This window comes from Ruminococcus sp. 1001713B170207_170306_F1 (assembly GCF_015668065.1).
GTDB classification, from domain to species: domain Bacteria; phylum Bacillota; class Clostridia; order Lachnospirales; family Lachnospiraceae; genus Blautia_A; species Blautia_A faecis.
The window spans coordinates 128,090-145,687 of sequence record NZ_JADPEX010000006.1; the positions used below are offsets into that span (position 1 = coordinate 128,090).

13 protein-coding genes and 1 pseudogene are annotated in these 17,598 nt (G+C 43.0%); 6 read left to right on the forward strand and 8 right to left on the reverse strand.

The features are described from left to right. Positions 1-67 precede the first annotated feature (67 nt). The 6 genes from I4V84_RS06090 to I4V84_RS06115 form a co-directional block, all read right to left on the reverse strand. On the reverse strand, positions 68-1,204 hold the full coding sequence (locus tag I4V84_RS06090; protein ID WP_243284038.1) for a hypothetical protein: 1,137 nt from the start codon (positions 1,202-1,204) through the stop codon (positions 68-70). A gap of 275 nt (positions 1,205-1,479) precedes the next feature. Continuing rightward, positions 1,480-3,309, reverse strand: coding sequence for an ATP-dependent helicase (locus tag I4V84_RS06095; protein ID WP_118581105.1), 1,830 nt, complete (start codon positions 3,307-3,309; stop codon positions 1,480-1,482). A 19-nt stretch (positions 3,310-3,328) separates the two neighbouring features. Beyond that, complete coding sequence (gene gltX / locus I4V84_RS06100; protein WP_118581061.1) at positions 3,329-4,783, reverse strand: glutamate--tRNA ligase; 1,455 nt, start codon at positions 4,781-4,783, stop codon at positions 3,329-3,331. Positions 4,784-5,114: 331 nt separating this feature from the next. Further along, positions 5,115-5,348, reverse strand: coding sequence for an acyl carrier protein (gene acpP, locus I4V84_RS06105; protein WP_021924300.1), 234 nt, complete (start codon positions 5,346-5,348; stop codon positions 5,115-5,117). Positions 5,349-5,450: 102 nt separating this feature from the next. After that, positions 5,451-6,671: a putative peptidoglycan glycosyltransferase FtsW gene (locus I4V84_RS06110; RefSeq protein ID WP_330602481.1), complete on the reverse strand. Its 1,221-nt coding sequence runs from the start codon at positions 6,669-6,671 to the stop codon at positions 5,451-5,453. Positions 6,672-6,884: 213 nt separating this feature from the next. Continuing rightward, on the reverse strand, positions 6,885-10,466 hold the full coding sequence (locus I4V84_RS06115; RefSeq protein WP_195991425.1) for a hypothetical protein: 3,582 nt from the start codon (positions 10,464-10,466) through the stop codon (positions 6,885-6,887). Positions 10,467-10,814: 348 nt separating this feature from the next. On the opposite strand from I4V84_RS06115, the gene I4V84_RS06120 reads away from it, so the two are divergent. Both I4V84_RS06120 and I4V84_RS06125 read left to right on the forward strand, forming a co-directional pair. Then, positions 10,815-11,435 carry a TetR/AcrR family transcriptional regulator gene (locus I4V84_RS06120; RefSeq protein WP_173773263.1) on the forward strand — a complete coding sequence of 207 codons (621 nt, stop codon included), beginning with the start codon at positions 10,815-10,817 and terminating at the stop codon, positions 11,433-11,435. A gap of 35 nt (positions 11,436-11,470) precedes the next feature. Next, positions 11,471-12,244, forward strand: a complete 774-nt coding sequence (locus I4V84_RS06125; RefSeq protein WP_195699439.1) for a DUF6062 family protein — start codon at positions 11,471-11,473, stop codon at positions 12,242-12,244. A 100-nt stretch (positions 12,245-12,344) separates the two neighbouring features. On the opposite strand, the gene I4V84_RS06130 is transcribed toward I4V84_RS06125, so the two are convergent. Next, a complete protein-coding gene (locus I4V84_RS06130; RefSeq protein ID WP_195991426.1) occupies positions 12,345-13,784 on the reverse strand; it encodes a TrkH family potassium uptake protein in 1,440 nt (479 codons plus the stop codon). Between the two features lie 12 nt (positions 13,785-13,796). Beyond that, positions 13,797-15,155, reverse strand: a complete 1,359-nt coding sequence (gene trkA / locus I4V84_RS06135; protein WP_195991427.1) for a Trk system potassium transporter TrkA — start codon at positions 15,153-15,155, stop codon at positions 13,797-13,799. A 603-nt stretch (positions 15,156-15,758) separates the two neighbouring features. Between trkA and I4V84_RS06140 the strand changes: the two genes are divergently transcribed. The 4 genes and pseudogenes from I4V84_RS06140 to I4V84_RS06155 all read left to right on the forward strand — a co-directional run. Beyond that, positions 15,759-16,412 (forward strand): restriction endonuclease, encoded by a 654-nt coding sequence (locus tag I4V84_RS06140; RefSeq protein WP_118581084.1) that lies wholly within the window; start codon positions 15,759-15,761, stop codon positions 16,410-16,412. A 427-nt stretch (positions 16,413-16,839) separates the two neighbouring features. Beyond that, positions 16,840-16,962 carry a spore coat associated protein CotJA gene (locus I4V84_RS06145; RefSeq protein ID WP_226815951.1) on the forward strand — a complete coding sequence of 41 codons (123 nt, stop codon included), beginning with the start codon at positions 16,840-16,842 and terminating at the stop codon, positions 16,960-16,962. After that, a complete protein-coding gene (locus I4V84_RS06150; RefSeq protein ID WP_118581087.1) occupies positions 16,959-17,234 on the forward strand; it encodes a spore coat protein CotJB in 276 nt (91 codons plus the stop codon). The genes I4V84_RS06145 and I4V84_RS06150 overlap by 4 nt, the downstream gene beginning before the upstream one ends. Positions 17,235-17,240: 6 nt before the next feature. Further along, positions 17,241-17,342, forward strand: a pseudogene (locus I4V84_RS06155) (manganese catalase family protein); the annotation flags it as partial. Positions 17,343-17,598 lie beyond the last annotated feature (256 nt).

Consider the following 17,598-nt stretch of genomic DNA (forward strand, 5'->3'; position numbering starts at 1 on the left):
ATCCCGGATTCATTCTTAAATAAATCCACCAGATTTACAGGCTCTAGAGCGTGTTTGAAAAATCCTTCTAATACTGGCTCACATTACTCTGTATGCTCTGCTGGTATTCTTCCATTCTGGGAAGGCTCAGTTTTAAAACCCTGTCCACAATATTCACAGACGCTGAACTATATGCATAAGCAGCGGATTCAAACAGCACGTACAAGTCATCCCCATCCACAAAAATCTGTTCGATTCGTTCCGGAAACCGATAGCTGACAGCAGAATTTTCATCTACATAAAGCCTTTTATCGGATTTCTCATAAAATACCACTCTGGAAGGCAGAATTCCAAAGGAATGAGACAAAAGAAGCTTGTCGTTATAAAAAGTCATTCCCTGTGCCTGTTCGGAAATGGTGGAATAATCAAGGGGAACTGCCATCCCAAAGTTCATTCCCAGACCTTCATCCATAGTATTTATCAGGTTTCCCTGATCATCTACTGCATATCTTGCAATTGCACTGTCTGTATATTTTGTAAAGCAGCCAACGTACAGACACCCATCATAAAAGGTCATAAAGGAATCACGGACGATTCCGTAAAGGCTGGCTACCTGGTTGGTCGCGATAGGATGCCTGCCCGCATCATAGTCATAATTTTCAATAGATTCCATGGTAAGACTCACTGCCTGGGCAAGCTCCTGCGTATTTGAAGAATACCATAGAATCTGATGTTCACTGTCATACGCCAGACCGCCAACATGTGGCTGTCCGGGCAAAATAATTTCTTTTATAAAACGGTGCGATTCTTTGTTGATCATATAGATCACAGAATTATGCTTTTTCGCATGACAATAGGCACTTACAAAAACATAATCCTCTGTTACTGCCAAACCCTGCGGTGTCATAGTGGTACACATGGCCGGCATATCACCTTCACTGGTAAGAAGGGTTTGTGTTGCTTTCAGACCGGGAATAATATAGGTTCCATATTCCCGCTCTTTTTTCCTGTCTTCAAAGGCAAATGCCATCAGTTCTTCTTTCTGGGAAAGCATCTGGATCTGTCCACGAAGCGTATAGTAAGCCGCTTCCTGATTGGTGGTTTTCCTCTTGGTGGGCGGCTCATTTCTGCCTCTGTATATAAAGGCATATGCCAGATAAGATCCCACAATGACCAGAACCATGATCAGGATCCTGAGCCAGAAAATGCGGTTTCTCCATTTCATCTTTTTCTTCATTTATCTGCACTGCTTCCGCAATAGTACTCTTTTGGTAACTGTTCCGTACCTTCACAATTACATGCTTTACAATTGCATGCTTCGCGATACACAAAAAATCATGCTTTCCATGATTTCACGCCGCAATTCCCGGGCTTTCTGTGAACTGTATTCACAAAAACAACCTCGCGGAATACTGTCTCCTGAATAGTTACCTCTTTTTTTGTTATAATTTCACAACAGACATCATTATACTTTATCAGGTTTACGTTTACAAGAGGAAATTAGAACAGCCCGGTTTCTTCCAGGAACCGTGAAGGGTCACGCTCTTTATCGTACTGACGGCGCACATAACAGAGCATAAGTTCTTTCCTTGCCCTGGTCATGCCTACATAAAAAAGCCGGCGTTCTTCTTCCAAAGACTCTGCCAGAACCGCTTTTTTATAGGGAATGCTCCCTTCGTTTACATTCATAATATAAACTTTATCGTATTCCAGCCCTTTTACCGCATGAAGGGTGGAAATTACAATCCCTTCCCTTTTCGTCTCCTGTTTTTTCGCCTGTTCAGCCAGCTTCTTTGTGTAATCCTCTATGTAGTTTTCCCACTCTTCCAGGGTTTTCATGCCTTTGGCACTTTCCTGTATGCGGTCAAGGACCTCAAGGAGCTCCTCTGGACGAATTTTACGGTACTGGGCATATTCAATCAGATACTGCTCGTAGCCCATTCCTTTTCGGATAAAATTCACTGCAGCATAGGGTGCTAAAGTGGAAAGAATCCGAAGATGTGTTTCCAGTGTGGTAATCCTGTCGCACATCCAGTCTTTGTCTTTATAGAAATCTCTCAGTGCAGAAAATGAGATTGTGGTCTGAGTCAGGGCATCCCTTGCTATATACCGGTTAGGGCGGTTCATGATTTCCAGGAAAAGCTTTCGCGTCCTGTCTCCTGCTGCCATTTTCAGATATGCCATCAGGTTTCTGCTGATCCAATGCCGGAACAGATTGGGCAGCTGTTCTTTCATGGTAAAAGGAATCTGGTACTCCATCAAGGCTCCAACAAGCCCCTCTGCCTCCTGATTGGTACGAAAAAGCACTGCAGTATCCTCTAGATTCTCTCCCGCCTCCAGCCGCTTCTTCAAAAAGGCGGCAATCTTCACATACTCTTCTCTTGGATTGTCAAATTCCATCACTTTCACAGGTTTTCCCTGCTCATTTGGCGTAGACAGCCTCTTCTTAAAGCGGATCTGATTGCAGCCCACCACATTCATGGCTGCCTGAAGTACATTTTTCGTACAACGATAATTAATGTCCAAAAGAACCGTTTCTGCCTTAGGATAATCTTTGGTAAAGTTCAGCATGATCTCTGGCTTGGCGCCACGGAAATGATAAATAGACTGATCATCGTCTCCCACTATGAACAGGTTATCCCTGGGCTTTGCCAGCATCCTTACAATATCATACTGGAGATGGTTGATATCCTGAAATTCATCTACCATAATGTATTGGAATTTGTTTTGCCATGCCGCCAGGATATCTTTTCTCTTGACAAAAAGTTCATAGCAGCAAAGAAGCATGTCATCGAAATCCAGTTTTCTTCTCTGACGCAAGGCCTTCTGATACCCATTATAAATCTGGCGGAATACCTCATCCGGGCAGCAGGAAGAATAATAGTGATCCAAGGAAATCCTCCCCCCTTTTACCACGCTGATTTCCTTTGCCACATCCTCCTGGAAATCTCCCTCCTGCGCTAGTTCCTGACCAAATTCCAGAGTCATTTCTTTTAAAATGGCATATTTTTCTTCTTCTGACAAAATATTGCCGGCACTAAGTCCATAAGCCTGCTTCAGGATTCCGTAAAAAACACCGTGAAAGGTTCCGAAGGTAACAGCCGTGGAGGTCTGTCCGGTAAACTTCAGAAAACGCTCTCTCATCTCTTTTGCTGCAGCCCGGGAAAAGGTTACAACAAGAACAGAGGACGCCGGTATTTCCCCCTCACCAGTCATATATGCAGTTCTTTCAACGATCACTGAAGTTTTCCCCGAACCGGGGCCTGCCAGAACCATCATAGGTCCTGACAGGTGGGCGATTGCCCTTAATTGAGATGGATTTTTCTTCATAATTGAGACAGATTCTTCATTACAGATTCTCAAGCTTCGCGATTGCTGCTTTCACACGGCGGATTGTCTCATCCTTGCCAATGATCTCCATGATCTCGGTAGCGCCTGCCGGTGTCATCTGCTTGCCTGAAACAGCTGTACGAAGAGGCCACATTACATAGCCGTTCTTGTAACCTTTCTCCTTGACAAATTCACTTAAGGAAGCGAACAGCGGATCATTGGTGTAATCCTCCTGAGCCTCCAGAAGCGGAAGAACTTCTTTCAGAACTGTAAGAGAAGTCTCTTCGTTTGTTTTCATTTTCTTATGGCAGTACATAGATGCATCATACTCTGGAACTTCCTGGAAGAAATCAATCAATGCCGGAATGTCAGGGAAAGTTTCGATTCTGGTCTGAACCATTCCTGCAATTTTCTTAAAGTTAAAGTCTCCCTTCAGAACTTCCTTCATGTATGGAAGTGCTCTTTCATAAAATACTTCCGGATCCATTTTCTTAATATACTCGCCATTCATCCAGCGAAGCTTGTTAATATCAAATACAGCCGGAGATTTATTAATGTGATGATAATCAAATTTTTCAACCAGTTCCTTGAGACTGAAGATCTCGTTATTATCTGCCGGACTCCATCCCAGAAGTGCAACATAGTTTACAATTGCCTCGGAAACAAATCCCTGATCCAGAAGATCCTCATAGGAGGAATGTCCGGAACGTTTGGACAATTTGGCGTGAGTTTCATCCGTGATCAGCGGACAATGTACATAAACCGGAATATCCCAGCCAAATGCCTCATAGATACGGTTATATTTCGGGGAAGAGGAAAGATATTCATTGCCTCGTACTACATGTGTGATTCCCATAAGATGATCGTCTACAACGTTAGCAAAATTATAAGTCGGATATCCGTCAGATTTGATCAGGATCAGATCCTCAAGCTCCTCATTGTTTACTGTAATATCTCCGTAAATTACATCATGGAAAGTGGTAGTTCCCTCTGTAGGCATGTTAAAACGGATTACATGTGGCTCTCCGGCATCCAGACGGCGCTGAACTTCTTCCTTGGAAAGCTTCAGGCAGCGTTTGTCATAAATGGAAATCTCCTTGCCTGCTACCACGCGCTTCATGCTCTCTAATTCTTCCTTCTGGCAGAAACAGTAGTATGCGTCGCCCTGGTCTACAAGCTGTCTGGCATATTTCATATAAATCCCCTGTGCCTGGCGCTCGCTCTGTACATATGGGCCATATCCACCGTCCTTATCCGGACCTTCGTCATGAATAAGACCAGTCTTCTCCATAGTACGATAAATAATATCTACAGCGCCCTCTACATAGCGCTCCTGGTCTGTATCCTCAATACGGAGAATAAAATCTCCGCCTTCATGCTTTGTAATAAGATATGCGTATAACGCAGTACGTAAATTTCCAACATGCATTCTGCCAGTAGGGCTTGGTGCAAATCTGGTTCTGATCTTAGTCATGTCTTCTCTATTCTCCCTGTTTATTCTTTCTTATCTTCTGCTGCCATTCCGTGATGGCAATTGCCTTTTCACATTATATACCTAATCTATTCAAAATGTCCATAGAAAAAATCCCCCTGAAGCCCAGCCTCAGGGAGATCGTTACGTTCACTCCGTTCACCGTAACGCGCTTCGCGATGCACAGAAAGACGAACCTTCTTGTGACAAGCACAAGAAGTAGCGTTTGCTGCGCAAACTTAATTCTCGGGTTTTCTGTGAACTTTGTTCACAGAAACACCTCGCTGAATGTTACCAGTGAACAGTAGCGGGAGATCATCATCTGCGAAAAAAATTAAGCATCGATTCCTTTATCTCTCAGATAGTCGATCACATCACCAACTGTGTTCAGCTCTGTAAGCTCCTCTGCCGGAATCTCAATGTTGTACTCGTCTTCCAGAGCCATAACAAGCTCGAAGAGGTCAAGGGAATCTGCTCCCAGGTCATCCTTGAAAGAAGTATCTGCTGTAATTGTCTCTGCGTCGCAGTTAAGCTGCTCTGCGATCATTTCACTCATCTTTTCTAACATTGCTCATTCTCCTTTAATAAATATCTCGAAAACCGGCTTCCATCAGCCGTATGTCATACACTGCGGAAAGTATATAATCTGCTGGCTCATTTGTCAAGAGAATTATAGGATAAATTCCGGCTCCTGGAATTTAATCTGTCTGGCCACACTTAAGGCCAGTCCCATCTCTGCCATCAGGAACAAAATGGAGGTACCTCCATAGCTGATAAATGGCAATGTGACACCTGTGTTTGGCATGATGTTCAGCACAACAGCCACGTTCATAATAACCTGCAAAGCGATATGTACAAAAACGCCGCTCACAAGCAGGGAGCCAAACATATCCGGTGCATTCTGTGCAACAAAAAACAATCTGTACAACAGATAACCAAACAACGCCAAAACCATGATCGCGCCAAAAATCCCCAGTTCTTCACAAATAATGGAAAATATCATGTCATTCTGTGCCTCAGGCACACTTCCAAGCTTCTGAATACTGTTTCCAAGACCTCTGCCAAAGAAACCTCCTGAACCAATTGCATACAAAGCCTGCAGAGTCTGATAGCCATCTCCGCTTGCATAATCCTCCGGATGAAGCCATACCTGAATACGACGTAAACGGAAGTTAGAGCTCTGATTCATATGGGAAAGACTGTATACCAGGATTGCCACCAAAATAACCGCAACAACAGCAAGGATAACAAATGGTTTTGTTTTTGGATGTGCGATAAACACCAGACCTACGGTAATCCCCAAAATAATCATAGCAGTACTCAGGTTATCCGTAAACACATATGCAAACAGTGCCTGAATGCCGCCCATTCCCAGAAGTACCATAGTAGCTTTCAGGGTTTCCACTCTCTTTCCCATTTTGACGATCAGATAGGACAATGTGATGATCACTGCAATCTTTGCAATCTCTGCCGGCTGAAACTGTACCCCAAGCTTCAGCCATCTTCTCGCTCCATGAGAGGTGACTCCCAGGGGAGTCTTTACCAGCACCATGAGAACAGCGGCTACTACATAGATCACAAACGGAAATTTCGCCAGAATATGATAATCAAAATAGGACACTATAATTGCCAGCACAAGACAGCCGATACTGTACATTGCCTGTTTTTTGAAATAGAACATATCGTCCCCTTCATTAATCTGAGCCATGTAAGAGCTTGTACTGTAAAGCATGATCAGACCAAAGCACATGATCAATATGATTACTGCGACCAGATTAAAATCATAGTAATCTGATTTCGCCTTTTTCATTTTGATCTTGGACTTATAGCCAGGACCTGCCTTTTTCTTTCCTGACCGGATACTTGCTTTTTTCTTTTTCGCAATATCCACTTTATCACCTTTTTCTGTTCATTTTTATATAAACTCTTTTATTTCCTTAATTGTTTTTCATTATAGCAGACTCTTTTTGCAGGTGCAACCCAAAGGTGCTGTTACTCCGTGAACGGTAACGGCTGCAGGGTTTATCCCGTAATAGAAAAGAGCAGGATACTCTCCTGCCCTTCTCTGTTTCCTTATAGAAATTTATATCTGACCTGCTTAAGATCAGTCTTCACTGCCATCATCGAAGCCTTCTGTTTCAATAATGAACTTCACGTTGCCACTCATGGAAGCATCTTTTCCTGTGAAGGATGTATAAGCAGCATCATCAGACTGGAGTGCTTCCAGGCGATCCAGAACACTCTGGAAATCATCTTCCATAGTATCTTTCAGTTTCTTGATACCCTCATCGTAGAACTCTTTCTCACCATCCTTCAGATCTTTTGCTCCATCCTTCAGATCCTTAGCTCCGTCTTTCAGATCTTTTGCCCCATCCTTCAGGTCTTTTGCTCCATCATCCAGGGTCTTAGCTCCGTCTTTCAGACTGCTTGTTCCGTCTTTCAGAGTCTTAGCTCCGTCATTCAGATCCTTAGCTCCATCTTTCAAAGTCTTGGTTCCGTCTTTCAGATCTTTTGTTCCGCTTACTAAAGAAGATGTACCACTCTTCAATTCACGAGTTCCATTATTAACACTGTTTGCACCGCTTCTTAACTGGGAAGCTCCGCTTCTCAGATCTGCAGCACCGTTCTTTAGCTGTGCAATACCGGATTTTACCTGTCCACTGGCTGCTGCTAATGTACCTGCTCCGCTTACAAGGCTCTTGGTTCCTGCTGTCAGCTGGGATGCTCCACTGTTCAGGGTATCACTGCTTGCTGTCAGCTGAGAAGCTCCGCTTCTTAGTGCCACACTGTTTGCTGCAATCTGACCAACACCAGTTACCAGCTTGCCGGTTGCTTTGCTGATTGAACTGATACCTGCATCAAGGCTCTCCTTTGCACTCTTTAATGTACTTGCGCCACTGAGAAGTGCTGTTGCGTTGGCATTATCCTTGCCCTGAAGGGTATTGATTCCATCTGTAATAGTCTTCTCACTGTTAAGGATCTGATCTGCTCCGTTTGTAAGTGTCTCAGCAGCCTTGGTATCCTGTAACTGTTTATAGCCAGCCTGAAGCTTCTCATTTCCTTCTGAAATCTGTTTAGCACCTTCCGCTAACTGATTCACAGAATCTGTCATGGAAGAAAGATCTCCAAGTCCTGCAATCAGACTGCTTACTGCTGTCAGACTCTCTCTTACCTGCGTTCCGGCTGCTTTCAGATTTGATGCTCCTGTAGATAACTGACCTTCACCAGCTTCCTTCAGCTGTGCCATTCCACTGTTCAGAGAATCAGCACCTGTGCTCAGCTGTGCGGCTCCTGCATTTGCGGTCTGGGCTCCTGATTCAACAGCAGCTGCACCTGCAATCAGTTTATCTGCTTCACCAGCTAAAGTTGAGGAGCTCGCTGATGCTGCTTCTGAAATACTGCCCGCTGCACCTTCCAGGGTGGACGCAATGGCATTTAAGGATTCCTGAACACTGCTTCCGTTTGTCTCAGCCTGGACAGCTACCTGTGACTGTGCCTGAATGTTACCTAGCTCACCCTGGGCGGCAGAAGCATTTCCAAGACCTGCATTTAACTGCTCGATTGCAGAATTAATAGCTGCTGCAGTTCCTTCGTCAAGTCCCTCTGTTCCAAGTGCTCCCTGCAAAGTTGCGATTGCACTGCTCATAGAGCTCTGGGTTGCACTGATTGCACCAGCTGCAGCATCTGTAGATACCCCTGCGGACTGTGCAGTAACCGTAGTCTCAATCTGGGCAGCTGCCTCACGGATACTTGCTGCTGAATCATTCATTGTCTTAGAGGCACTGTCGCCGATCTGACTGATTGAATAGCTTGTTCCTTCTTTTAATTTTCCAATTCCGTCTTTTACCTGAGTTGCACCGGAAACAAGAGCCGCTGTACCATCAGTCAGGCTCTTTGCACCCTCTGCAACACTTGCTGCTCCAGAAGCAGCCTCACCTACTTTTCCAACGTATTCCGTTACACCGTCAGCCAGGGAATCAGCTCCATCTGCATACTGATTCAGGCTCTTCACCATTGTTTCCGGCTTTGCAGCTGCTACATTCTTGGCAATTTCTGTAAGTTTTGCAGAAGCAGCGCTGATTCCTTCTGAAGCTTGCTGGATTCCAGGTGCCAGCTGTCCTACCCCTTCAACCAGTGCAGATGTTCCACTTACATAGTCCTTGGTTCCCTGTGCCAGGGCACTTGCACCGCTTACATAAGTGCTTACTCCGTCAGTCAGCTGAGTTGCACCATTTACATAAGCGGTTACACCGTCTGCCAGCTGATTTCCACCAGCCACATATTTGTTCACACCATCTGTCAGGGATTTCATTCCTTTATTATACTCTGCCATGTTGCTGTTTACAGTGTCAACACCTTCTGTGTAGCTGTTCACACCAGAAGCCAGTGAATCCACCCCTGCAGTATACTGGGAAATACCGCTCTGCAGTGTTTTTGCACCGCTGTTTAACTGGGAAGCACCAGTCTTGGCACTTGCCACACCAGCATCAAATTCATTGTAACTGGAAGCCAGTGTACTGGCTCCGCCATAAAGAGTTCTGGTTCCATCGTACAGAGTCTTTGTTCCACTGTATAAGGAAGTAGTTCCATCATAAAGCTGACCGGCTCCTGTATTAAGAGTCTTGGCTCCGTCGTAAAGCTGGCCGGCTCCGTCATCCAGGTCTTTACTTCCATCATAAAGCTGGCTGGTTCCATCTTTCAGAGTCTTGGCTCCGTCATCCAGGTCCTTGGCTCCATCATAAAGCTGGCTGGTTCCGTCTTTCAGATCTTCGGTTCCATCATAAAGATCTTTCGTTCCATCATAAAGCTTCTTAGTTCCATCAAAAAGATCCTTAGATCCATCTACCAGCTTCACTGCTGCATCATCCAGTTCATCCAGAGAATCCTGAAGTTCATCCAAATCATCGGAATCCTCAAGATTCAGACTGCTGAGCAAGTCTGTAACCGCCATAGTGAAAGTATTTCCCATAGTACAGTCTGTAACATCAGCCTCCATTGTGAATCCTTCCGGAATATCAATCTTATCGGAAAGGTCACCGCTTAAATCCAGGCTGTCCTTCAAACCTGGAACTGCAACTCCTACAACCATTTCCTTGTCGCCATCGGAAATCACCTTTCCATTATCAATGGTAACATTGGAAAAATTATCGGAAGAAAGGATCATTCCGGTTACCATAACAAACGGAGAATAAACTTCTACGTCTTTTTTATCAACTTTTACTGTCTTTTTGGATTTGTTTGTATAAGAAACTTCCATACGAAGATGTCCACTCTTGCCAGCAAGCTCCTCTGGAGTAATTTCCTGGTCATCCAGATAATATTTGATCTTCATATCTACCGGAAGTTCCTTGTTGGAAGTTCCCTGATAGTAAATATCACTGCTGTCTGTATTCCAGGTAACCTTGTCGCCATCCTGGGTAAAGGTTTCATCACCTTTTACATTCTTGATTCCTTCCAGGTCAGATACATCGGATATATCTCCCTCTGCTGATCCGGAATTCTTCAGCCAGTCAGATACGGTGATGTCTTTTATTTCACCTTCTGCAGTGGCGTTTACATATACGGTTTCTTCCTTGGATATTCCATTGTCTGCTTCCTGTGCTGCAGCAATTACCGGTGTAGTTCCAAGGACGGCAGCCATTCCGGCAGCCATTGTAACATTCAGAATCTTTTTATTTCGGTTCATGTTAGCCAACTCCTTAATTCTTACTTAAATATCTGACGTCTGCAAACTCCTCCCGCTGTCCTACAGCGTATCTGTTTTCCCGACATCAGTTAGTCATCTCTTAGCCTATGAAAGTTATACAACAAAACTGACCAGTAGTCAATATCTGCTTTTTACCCAAATCTTTTCCTGTTTTGATATTGACTTTTGGTCATTTTTGTTTAAAATAGAAATAAACCACCATAATTATCAAGAAAAGTTCAGATAGTGAAGCTGTAATTGTAACAACCGGCTTTTATTGCTGCTGAGAGAGACAGTAAACTTTTATTTATAGAATGTCTGACGGACATAAGCTTAGGAGGAACTGGCATGGGAAAACTGGAGTTAAATAAAAAAAGGAAGAAAAGTGCTCTATACAACACTGCCTTTGAACTCTTTACCACTAAGGGGCTTGCCAAGACAACCATTTCCGATATTGTGGAAAATGCAGGAGTTGCCAAAGGAACTTTTTACCTCTATTTTAAAGATAAATATGATATTCGAAATAAGCTGATCTCTCACAAAGCCGGCGAACTTTTTTCCGAGGCGCATGATGCTCTGGAAGCCTCCCACATTACCGGTTTCACTGCACAGCTTCATTTTATTGTAGATAATATTCTGGACAGGCTGGAAACTGAGAGTAATCTGCTTGGCTTTATTTCCAAGAATCTGTCCTGGGGAGTTTTTAAGGATGCGTTTCAGGAACAGGCAGATGACGATGATTTTCCATTTTTCCAGGAATATCTCAATCTTCTGGATCAATCTGATGTACAGTATGATTCCCCGGAGCTGCTTCTTTTTACCATTATTGAACTGGTAAGTTCCACAAGTTACAGCTGTATTCTTCACTCCCAGCCAGTCTGTCTTGCTGAATACCGTCCTTATCTTCATCGGACGATAGACTGTATTTTGCAGGCATTTATCCATGGAGCAGATGTTGAAAAATTATAGACTTATACATTAAAATCCTGAAGGAGACCTTACAGATGAAAGAAAAATTATATACCATTCCCCTGATGGATGCTTTTAAAGCAGAGGACGAATGCCCTTTCTGTTTTGTGGAGCGCCAGCTGGAACAGCATGCCATGGATTTCGTTTTAGGTGCCGGCGCATCTTATATGGAAGACGATGTACGGGCAGAAACTGATAAAATGGGCTTTTGCCGTACCCACTATAAGAAAATGTATGACTACGGAAACCGTCTGGGTACAGGGCTGATTCTGAAAACCCATTTTCAGTACAAAACAAAAGAGCTTCATGAACAGATCAGGATTTTCGCTCCTTCCAGGGCTTCCGTTTTTTCCAGATTTAAGAAAGGAAACACAGATACAGATGCACCGAAGACTTCTCTTGGCGTATGGGTAAAAGAACAGGAAGATACCTGCTATATCTGCAATTTTTATAAAGATACCTATGCAAGATATCTGGATACTTTTTTTGAACTGTTTAAAAAAAATCAGGAATTTCTCCCGCTTTTTGAAACCTGTAAGGGATTTTGCATTCCCCATTTCGGAGATCTGGTTGAAACAGCTGAAAGTGCTTTATCTGATAAAGAGAAAAAAGCCTTTTACGCTATCCTTTTCCCAATGATGGAACAGAATATGCAAAGGCTTTCTGATGATCTGGACTGGTTCTGCGATAAGTTTGATTACCGCAATAAAGATGCGGACTGGCGTACTTCCAAGGATGCACTGCCGCGTGGAATGCAGAAAGCGGCAGGAGGATATCCGGCAGATGAGCCTTATACTATGGACAAGTAAAACCAAACAAGCTCCTGTTCGTTGCTTACGCAAATAAAGACTCCTCAAATTAACATTCTTTAGAGCGTGTTAATTTGAGGAGTTTTATATTTGTCAGTTTTCAGAACTTTCTCCAGGTATCTCTCTTAAACAAAAGTAACAGCGGGAATACTTCAAGCCTTCCTGCCAGCATATCAAAGATCATAACAGCCTTGGAAATATAAGAATACGTATCAAAGTTCCCGGTAGGTCCCACAGCTCCAAGACCAGGTCCTATATTATTCAAAGTGGCTGCGATCGCAGTGAAATTGGAAACCATATCCAGATTGTCCAGACTTATGATCAACAGTGAAATAACAAAAATCATAATATACACAAACAGGAACATGTTTGTAGCTCTCACCACCTCATGGGGAATCGCCTTATCATCCATCTTGATTTTCTTCACTGCATTTGGGTGCAGATACAGCTGCAGTTCCTTGCGTGCAGATTTACACAGGATCAGAAGACGGGATACCTTGATACCGCCGCCTGTACTTCCTGCACAGGCTCCCACAAACATAAGGATAACCAGAATGGTCTTGGAAAATACCGGCCACACATTGAAATCTGTGGTAGCATATCCAGTAGTCGTAATGATGGATCCCACCTGGAAAGCAGCCTGCTGGAAAGCTCTTCCAAAGCTTGTGAACATTTCTCTTGTATTAATAGCGATAGCTACAATGGCCAAGCCAATAATCCCCAGATAGTAACGTACCTCTTCATTCTTGGCTGCCTGCATTACTTTTTTCGTCAGAAGCAGATAATAGGCATTAAAGTTGATTCCAAAAAGAATCATAAAGACCGTAATCACCACCTGATTATACGTGCTGTAGCTTGCAATACTGTCATTTTTGATACCAAAACCACCAGTACCTGCGGTACCAAAACTAAGGCACAATGTATCAAACAGAGGCATTTTTCCAATGAGAAGGAAAATGATCTCCACAATAGTCAGAATAATGTATATGGTATACAAAATCTTGGCTGTGGACTGTACCTTCGGTACCAATTTGCTGACAGACGGTCCCGGGCTCTCTGCTTTCATCAGATTCATGTGGTATCCACCGGTAAGAGGCAGCAGGCAGAGAATAAATACCAGTACTCCCATTCCGCCAATCCAGTGGGTAAAGCTTCTCCAGATCAGCATACAGTGAGACAGAGCCTCCACATCACTCAAAATACTGGCTCCAGTCGTGGTAAAACCGGAAACAGTTTCAAATATTGCATCTATAGGATGGGGAATACTTCCTGAAATAATAAAAGGAAGCGCTCCTGCAATACTGAGTACCAGCCAGCTGAGAGCAACTGTAACAGCACCCTCTTTGGCATGGAATACTTTGCTTTTTCTTTTCCTCCTGGTAAGCGGAATTCCAATTGTCAGACAGATCAACATCGTGATCAGAAATGCCAGACCATTTTTTTCCCGGTAAATGATTGCTGTAATTCCTGGCAAAATCATAAATGCCGCTTCAAAATTGAAGATCCAGCCAAGAATATAAGATATCATGGAATAATTCATGTCCGGACTCCTTTACTTTGCAAGTATATCGTTGATATCACGAAGGCCTCTGTTAGTGGTAACAATTACAACTCTGTCTCCAATCTCCAGGGCATCATGTCCACGAGGAATGCGAACACTGCCATCCCGGTAAAGACATCCAACAAGAAGATTCTTCTTCAGATTCAGTTCGGACAATGTCCTTCCTACAATAGGTGAATTATCACAGATCTTAAATTCCAGAGCTTCTGCCTTTCCATCCAGAATGTGATACAAGGTCTCCACATTACTTCCAATGGAATTCTGAGTTGCTCTTACATACTGCAAAATATAATCTGCAGTAATGTATTTCGGGTAAATAACACTTCCGATGTCCAGACTGTCAATAATATCGTCATAGGCAAGTCTGTTTACCTTGGCAACCAGCTTGGCATTCGAAATAGTCTTTGCGAAAAGGGAAAGGAAAATATTCTCCTCGTCCATATTGGTCAAAGTTACAAAGGACTCAGCACTTTCCAACCCCTCTTCCAGAAGAAGGGAACGGTCTGTGCCGTCACCATTAATAATCGTAGCATCTGTAAGTTCTTCGCTTAGGAACTCACAGCGGTTCTTATCTTTCTCAATTACCTTGACTTTGATCTTCATGGCAAGCAGAGCCTGGGCAAGATAATAAGAAATAGTTCCGCCACCTACGATCACGGTGTTCTTTACCTGATGGGTCTTCAAGCCAATCTTTTTAAAGAAAGCTGCTGCATTCTGCGGGGTAGCAAGAATAGAAATCACATCTCCATTCCGGATCACATTGGTACCGCCTGGAATGGTAGTATAATCTTTTCCCTCAATAGCGCAGAAAAGAATATCGCAGCGAAAGTGCTCCGTAATCTGCTGAATGCTCTTTCCATCCAGTTCAAATTCAGGCATTACTTTAAATTTCAGAAGTTCTACCTTGCCTCTGGCAAAAGTATCAATCTTTATGGCGGATGGAAAACGCAGAAGTTTTGAAATCTCCTGTGCTGCTGCCAGTTCCGGGTTGATGATCATGGTTACGCCCAGACGCTCCTTGATAAAACCGATCTCCTTACTGTAAATCGGATTACGCACACGGGCAATTGTGTGGCAGTGACCAGTCTTCTGGGCGATCAGACAGCACAGAAGGTTCATCTCATCTGATACAGTAACTGCGATAAGAATGTCTGCTGTCTCAATTCCCGCTTCCATAAGAGTATTGATACTTGCTCCATTTCCAACAACGCCCATAGCATCTACTTCATCTGTAATCGCATTAATCCTGTCCGGATTGATATCGATCAAAGTTATATCAGTATCCTCTTCCTGAAGCTGTTCTGCAAGTGTACGTCCAACTTTTCCACACCCGACAATTATAATTTGCATAAATCCTCCAAATATATAAATAATAGGAAAATGTCAGGTCACAGACAAAAAGTGAGTCTGCTCCTAACATTCTAAACACTGCTATTATAGCACTACTGTATGTTTTTGGAAATAGTCATTTTCTTACAGTAAATCTTAGAGTGTGTTTGAAGTTAACTGTGGACTTTGTTCACAAAAAGCCCGGGAAGTGCGGCGCGAAATCATGCGAATGCGTGATTTCTGTGCATCGCGAAGCGCGTTACTGTGAACGGAGTGAACAGTAACGTGTTGTTCGAACAGGTGTTTACTTTTTATTTCATATGTAGTACAATGACTTTATCTCTATAAATATACTTTTATTTCATTTTCCCGAATTTGGCTTTCGCCATTAACTTTATAAACAGGATATTTTCCCCAGAAATGGAAGGAGGCCGGTGCTTTCGCACCGGCGCGTATGAAAAAGAAAAATATTAAATTAAGAAAGACTTGGTGCTTTCTACAGTTAATAATATACGAAACAAATGTGATAAAAGTGTGAAAGACTTTTGAAAAAATCATGAAACGATTTCTGCTGTTTTTGTATAAAAAAACGAAACAATAACTCAAAATAAGGGATTTTACCAGATGAATGGACACAAATTTGAATATAAATGCGCCCGGATGCTGCGCCGAAAGGGATTTCACCATGTAGAAGTTACCAAAAAAAGTGGTGACCAGGGTGTTGACATCATTGCCTACAAACATTTTTCAAAATATGCAGTTCAATGCAAATATTATTCTTATCCAGTTGGGAATAAAGCAGTGCAAGAGGTCTATGCCGGGGGCAAATACTATGACTGCGACCGCTGCATCGTTATGACAAATGGCACTTTCACCAAGGCAGCTATCAGCGCAGCCAATAAATTAGATGTAAAGCTATGGGACAACTGCTCTATGTTAAAGAGTACAAGTCTGATTTTTGAAATAATGAGAGCAATGAATATTCTTGGAATCCTATTTGGATGTTATCTTCTAAGAAATGTTTTTCCATTTTCTTCGGATACTTATTTGCAGTATTATCGGGAATTTTCCCTGATTCTGGCTGGGCTTCTTGGCTGGCTGGGCTGGGAGAACTGGATGTTAAGTACTTTAGCTGGAGCACTGTACCTTTTCCTTGAATTTACATTTCAAGGAGCAGGCAACGTTCCTGAATTCCTGGCAGGCGGTGTAAATCTTGTATTTCTGATTCCCGCACTGATTTATTTTGTGCATGTGTATCTCTTAAAACCAAAGCCATAATAAAAAATACCATCCGTTCTTTTCACTGCACCACCAACAGTATACGTAACTATTACATTCTCTTATATAAACACATTTATATATTTTTACATAGAATAAAGGGAAAGACCTTACGGAATAAGGAAAGGATCTGTTTATGGAAAATTATCAGATGAACCGTTCGGGCTGCCGCCCTTATAATAGAACCTGCGGGATGATGAATTTCTCTCCCGCTCCACTGTCGCAAATGCGGCGAGAGACTTCTTGCAGCGAAATGAATTGTGAGTCCTCAGACTGTACCAGACCATATAAAAATTCCGGTGATTTCATACCTGTGAAGTCTTCATACAATCCGCCAATTTCCCAAACACCAAACTGCCCCTGCACTAAACCAGTTTCATCAAAAACAGATAATATGTATGAGCACCTGAAACACCTGACACCAGCAATGGCCTATGTACCATATCAGAATTTCACTTCAGCCTATGATCTTGACTATGCCTTGTCTGTGGGCACTATTTTCCCACAGCTTTGTAAACCATTCTGTGGAAAGAGAGGTATTCGAAGATGATGAGAAAGCAGCCTTCCCCAAGATGCTCTTTTTTACAGCAGATCAATGAGGTTAGTTTCGCTGTCAATGACATGCTTCTTTATCTGGATACTCACCCTGAGGATCAAAAAGCATTGCGCTATTTTTCCGATATTTCTGACCGTCGCAACCAGCTGATGGCCGAATATGCTGAGAAATACGGTCCTCTGACCATCGACAGTGCAGCTGTAAGCAGTGAAAATGCATGGAAATGGTCTCAGCAGCCATTTCCATGGGAAAAGGAAGGAGCGTGACAGTTTATGTGGAATTATGAAAAAAGATTACAGTATCCAATCAATATCAAAACGCCAAATGCGAAGCTGGCTCAGTTCATTATGAGCCAGTATGGTGGCCCGGATGGCAACAACCTATAATAGACGATATTCACCTTTTTAGGGTTATTTTTCAAGCCGGTTGATGATGCAATATTTAATAAGAAGAAAAGCCTTTACTCTCCTGAGGGGCAACTTGCGGGATTGTAAAGGCTTTTCTTGTCTAAGGGAAATCTCATGTTCAGTTTTACTGTACCAGATTCTTTCTTATCTGTCGAGTTTTATCGTGCGAGATAGTGCGACAGATTTCGACATCACAGGTTCTTCACCAGGACTGTGAATCCTG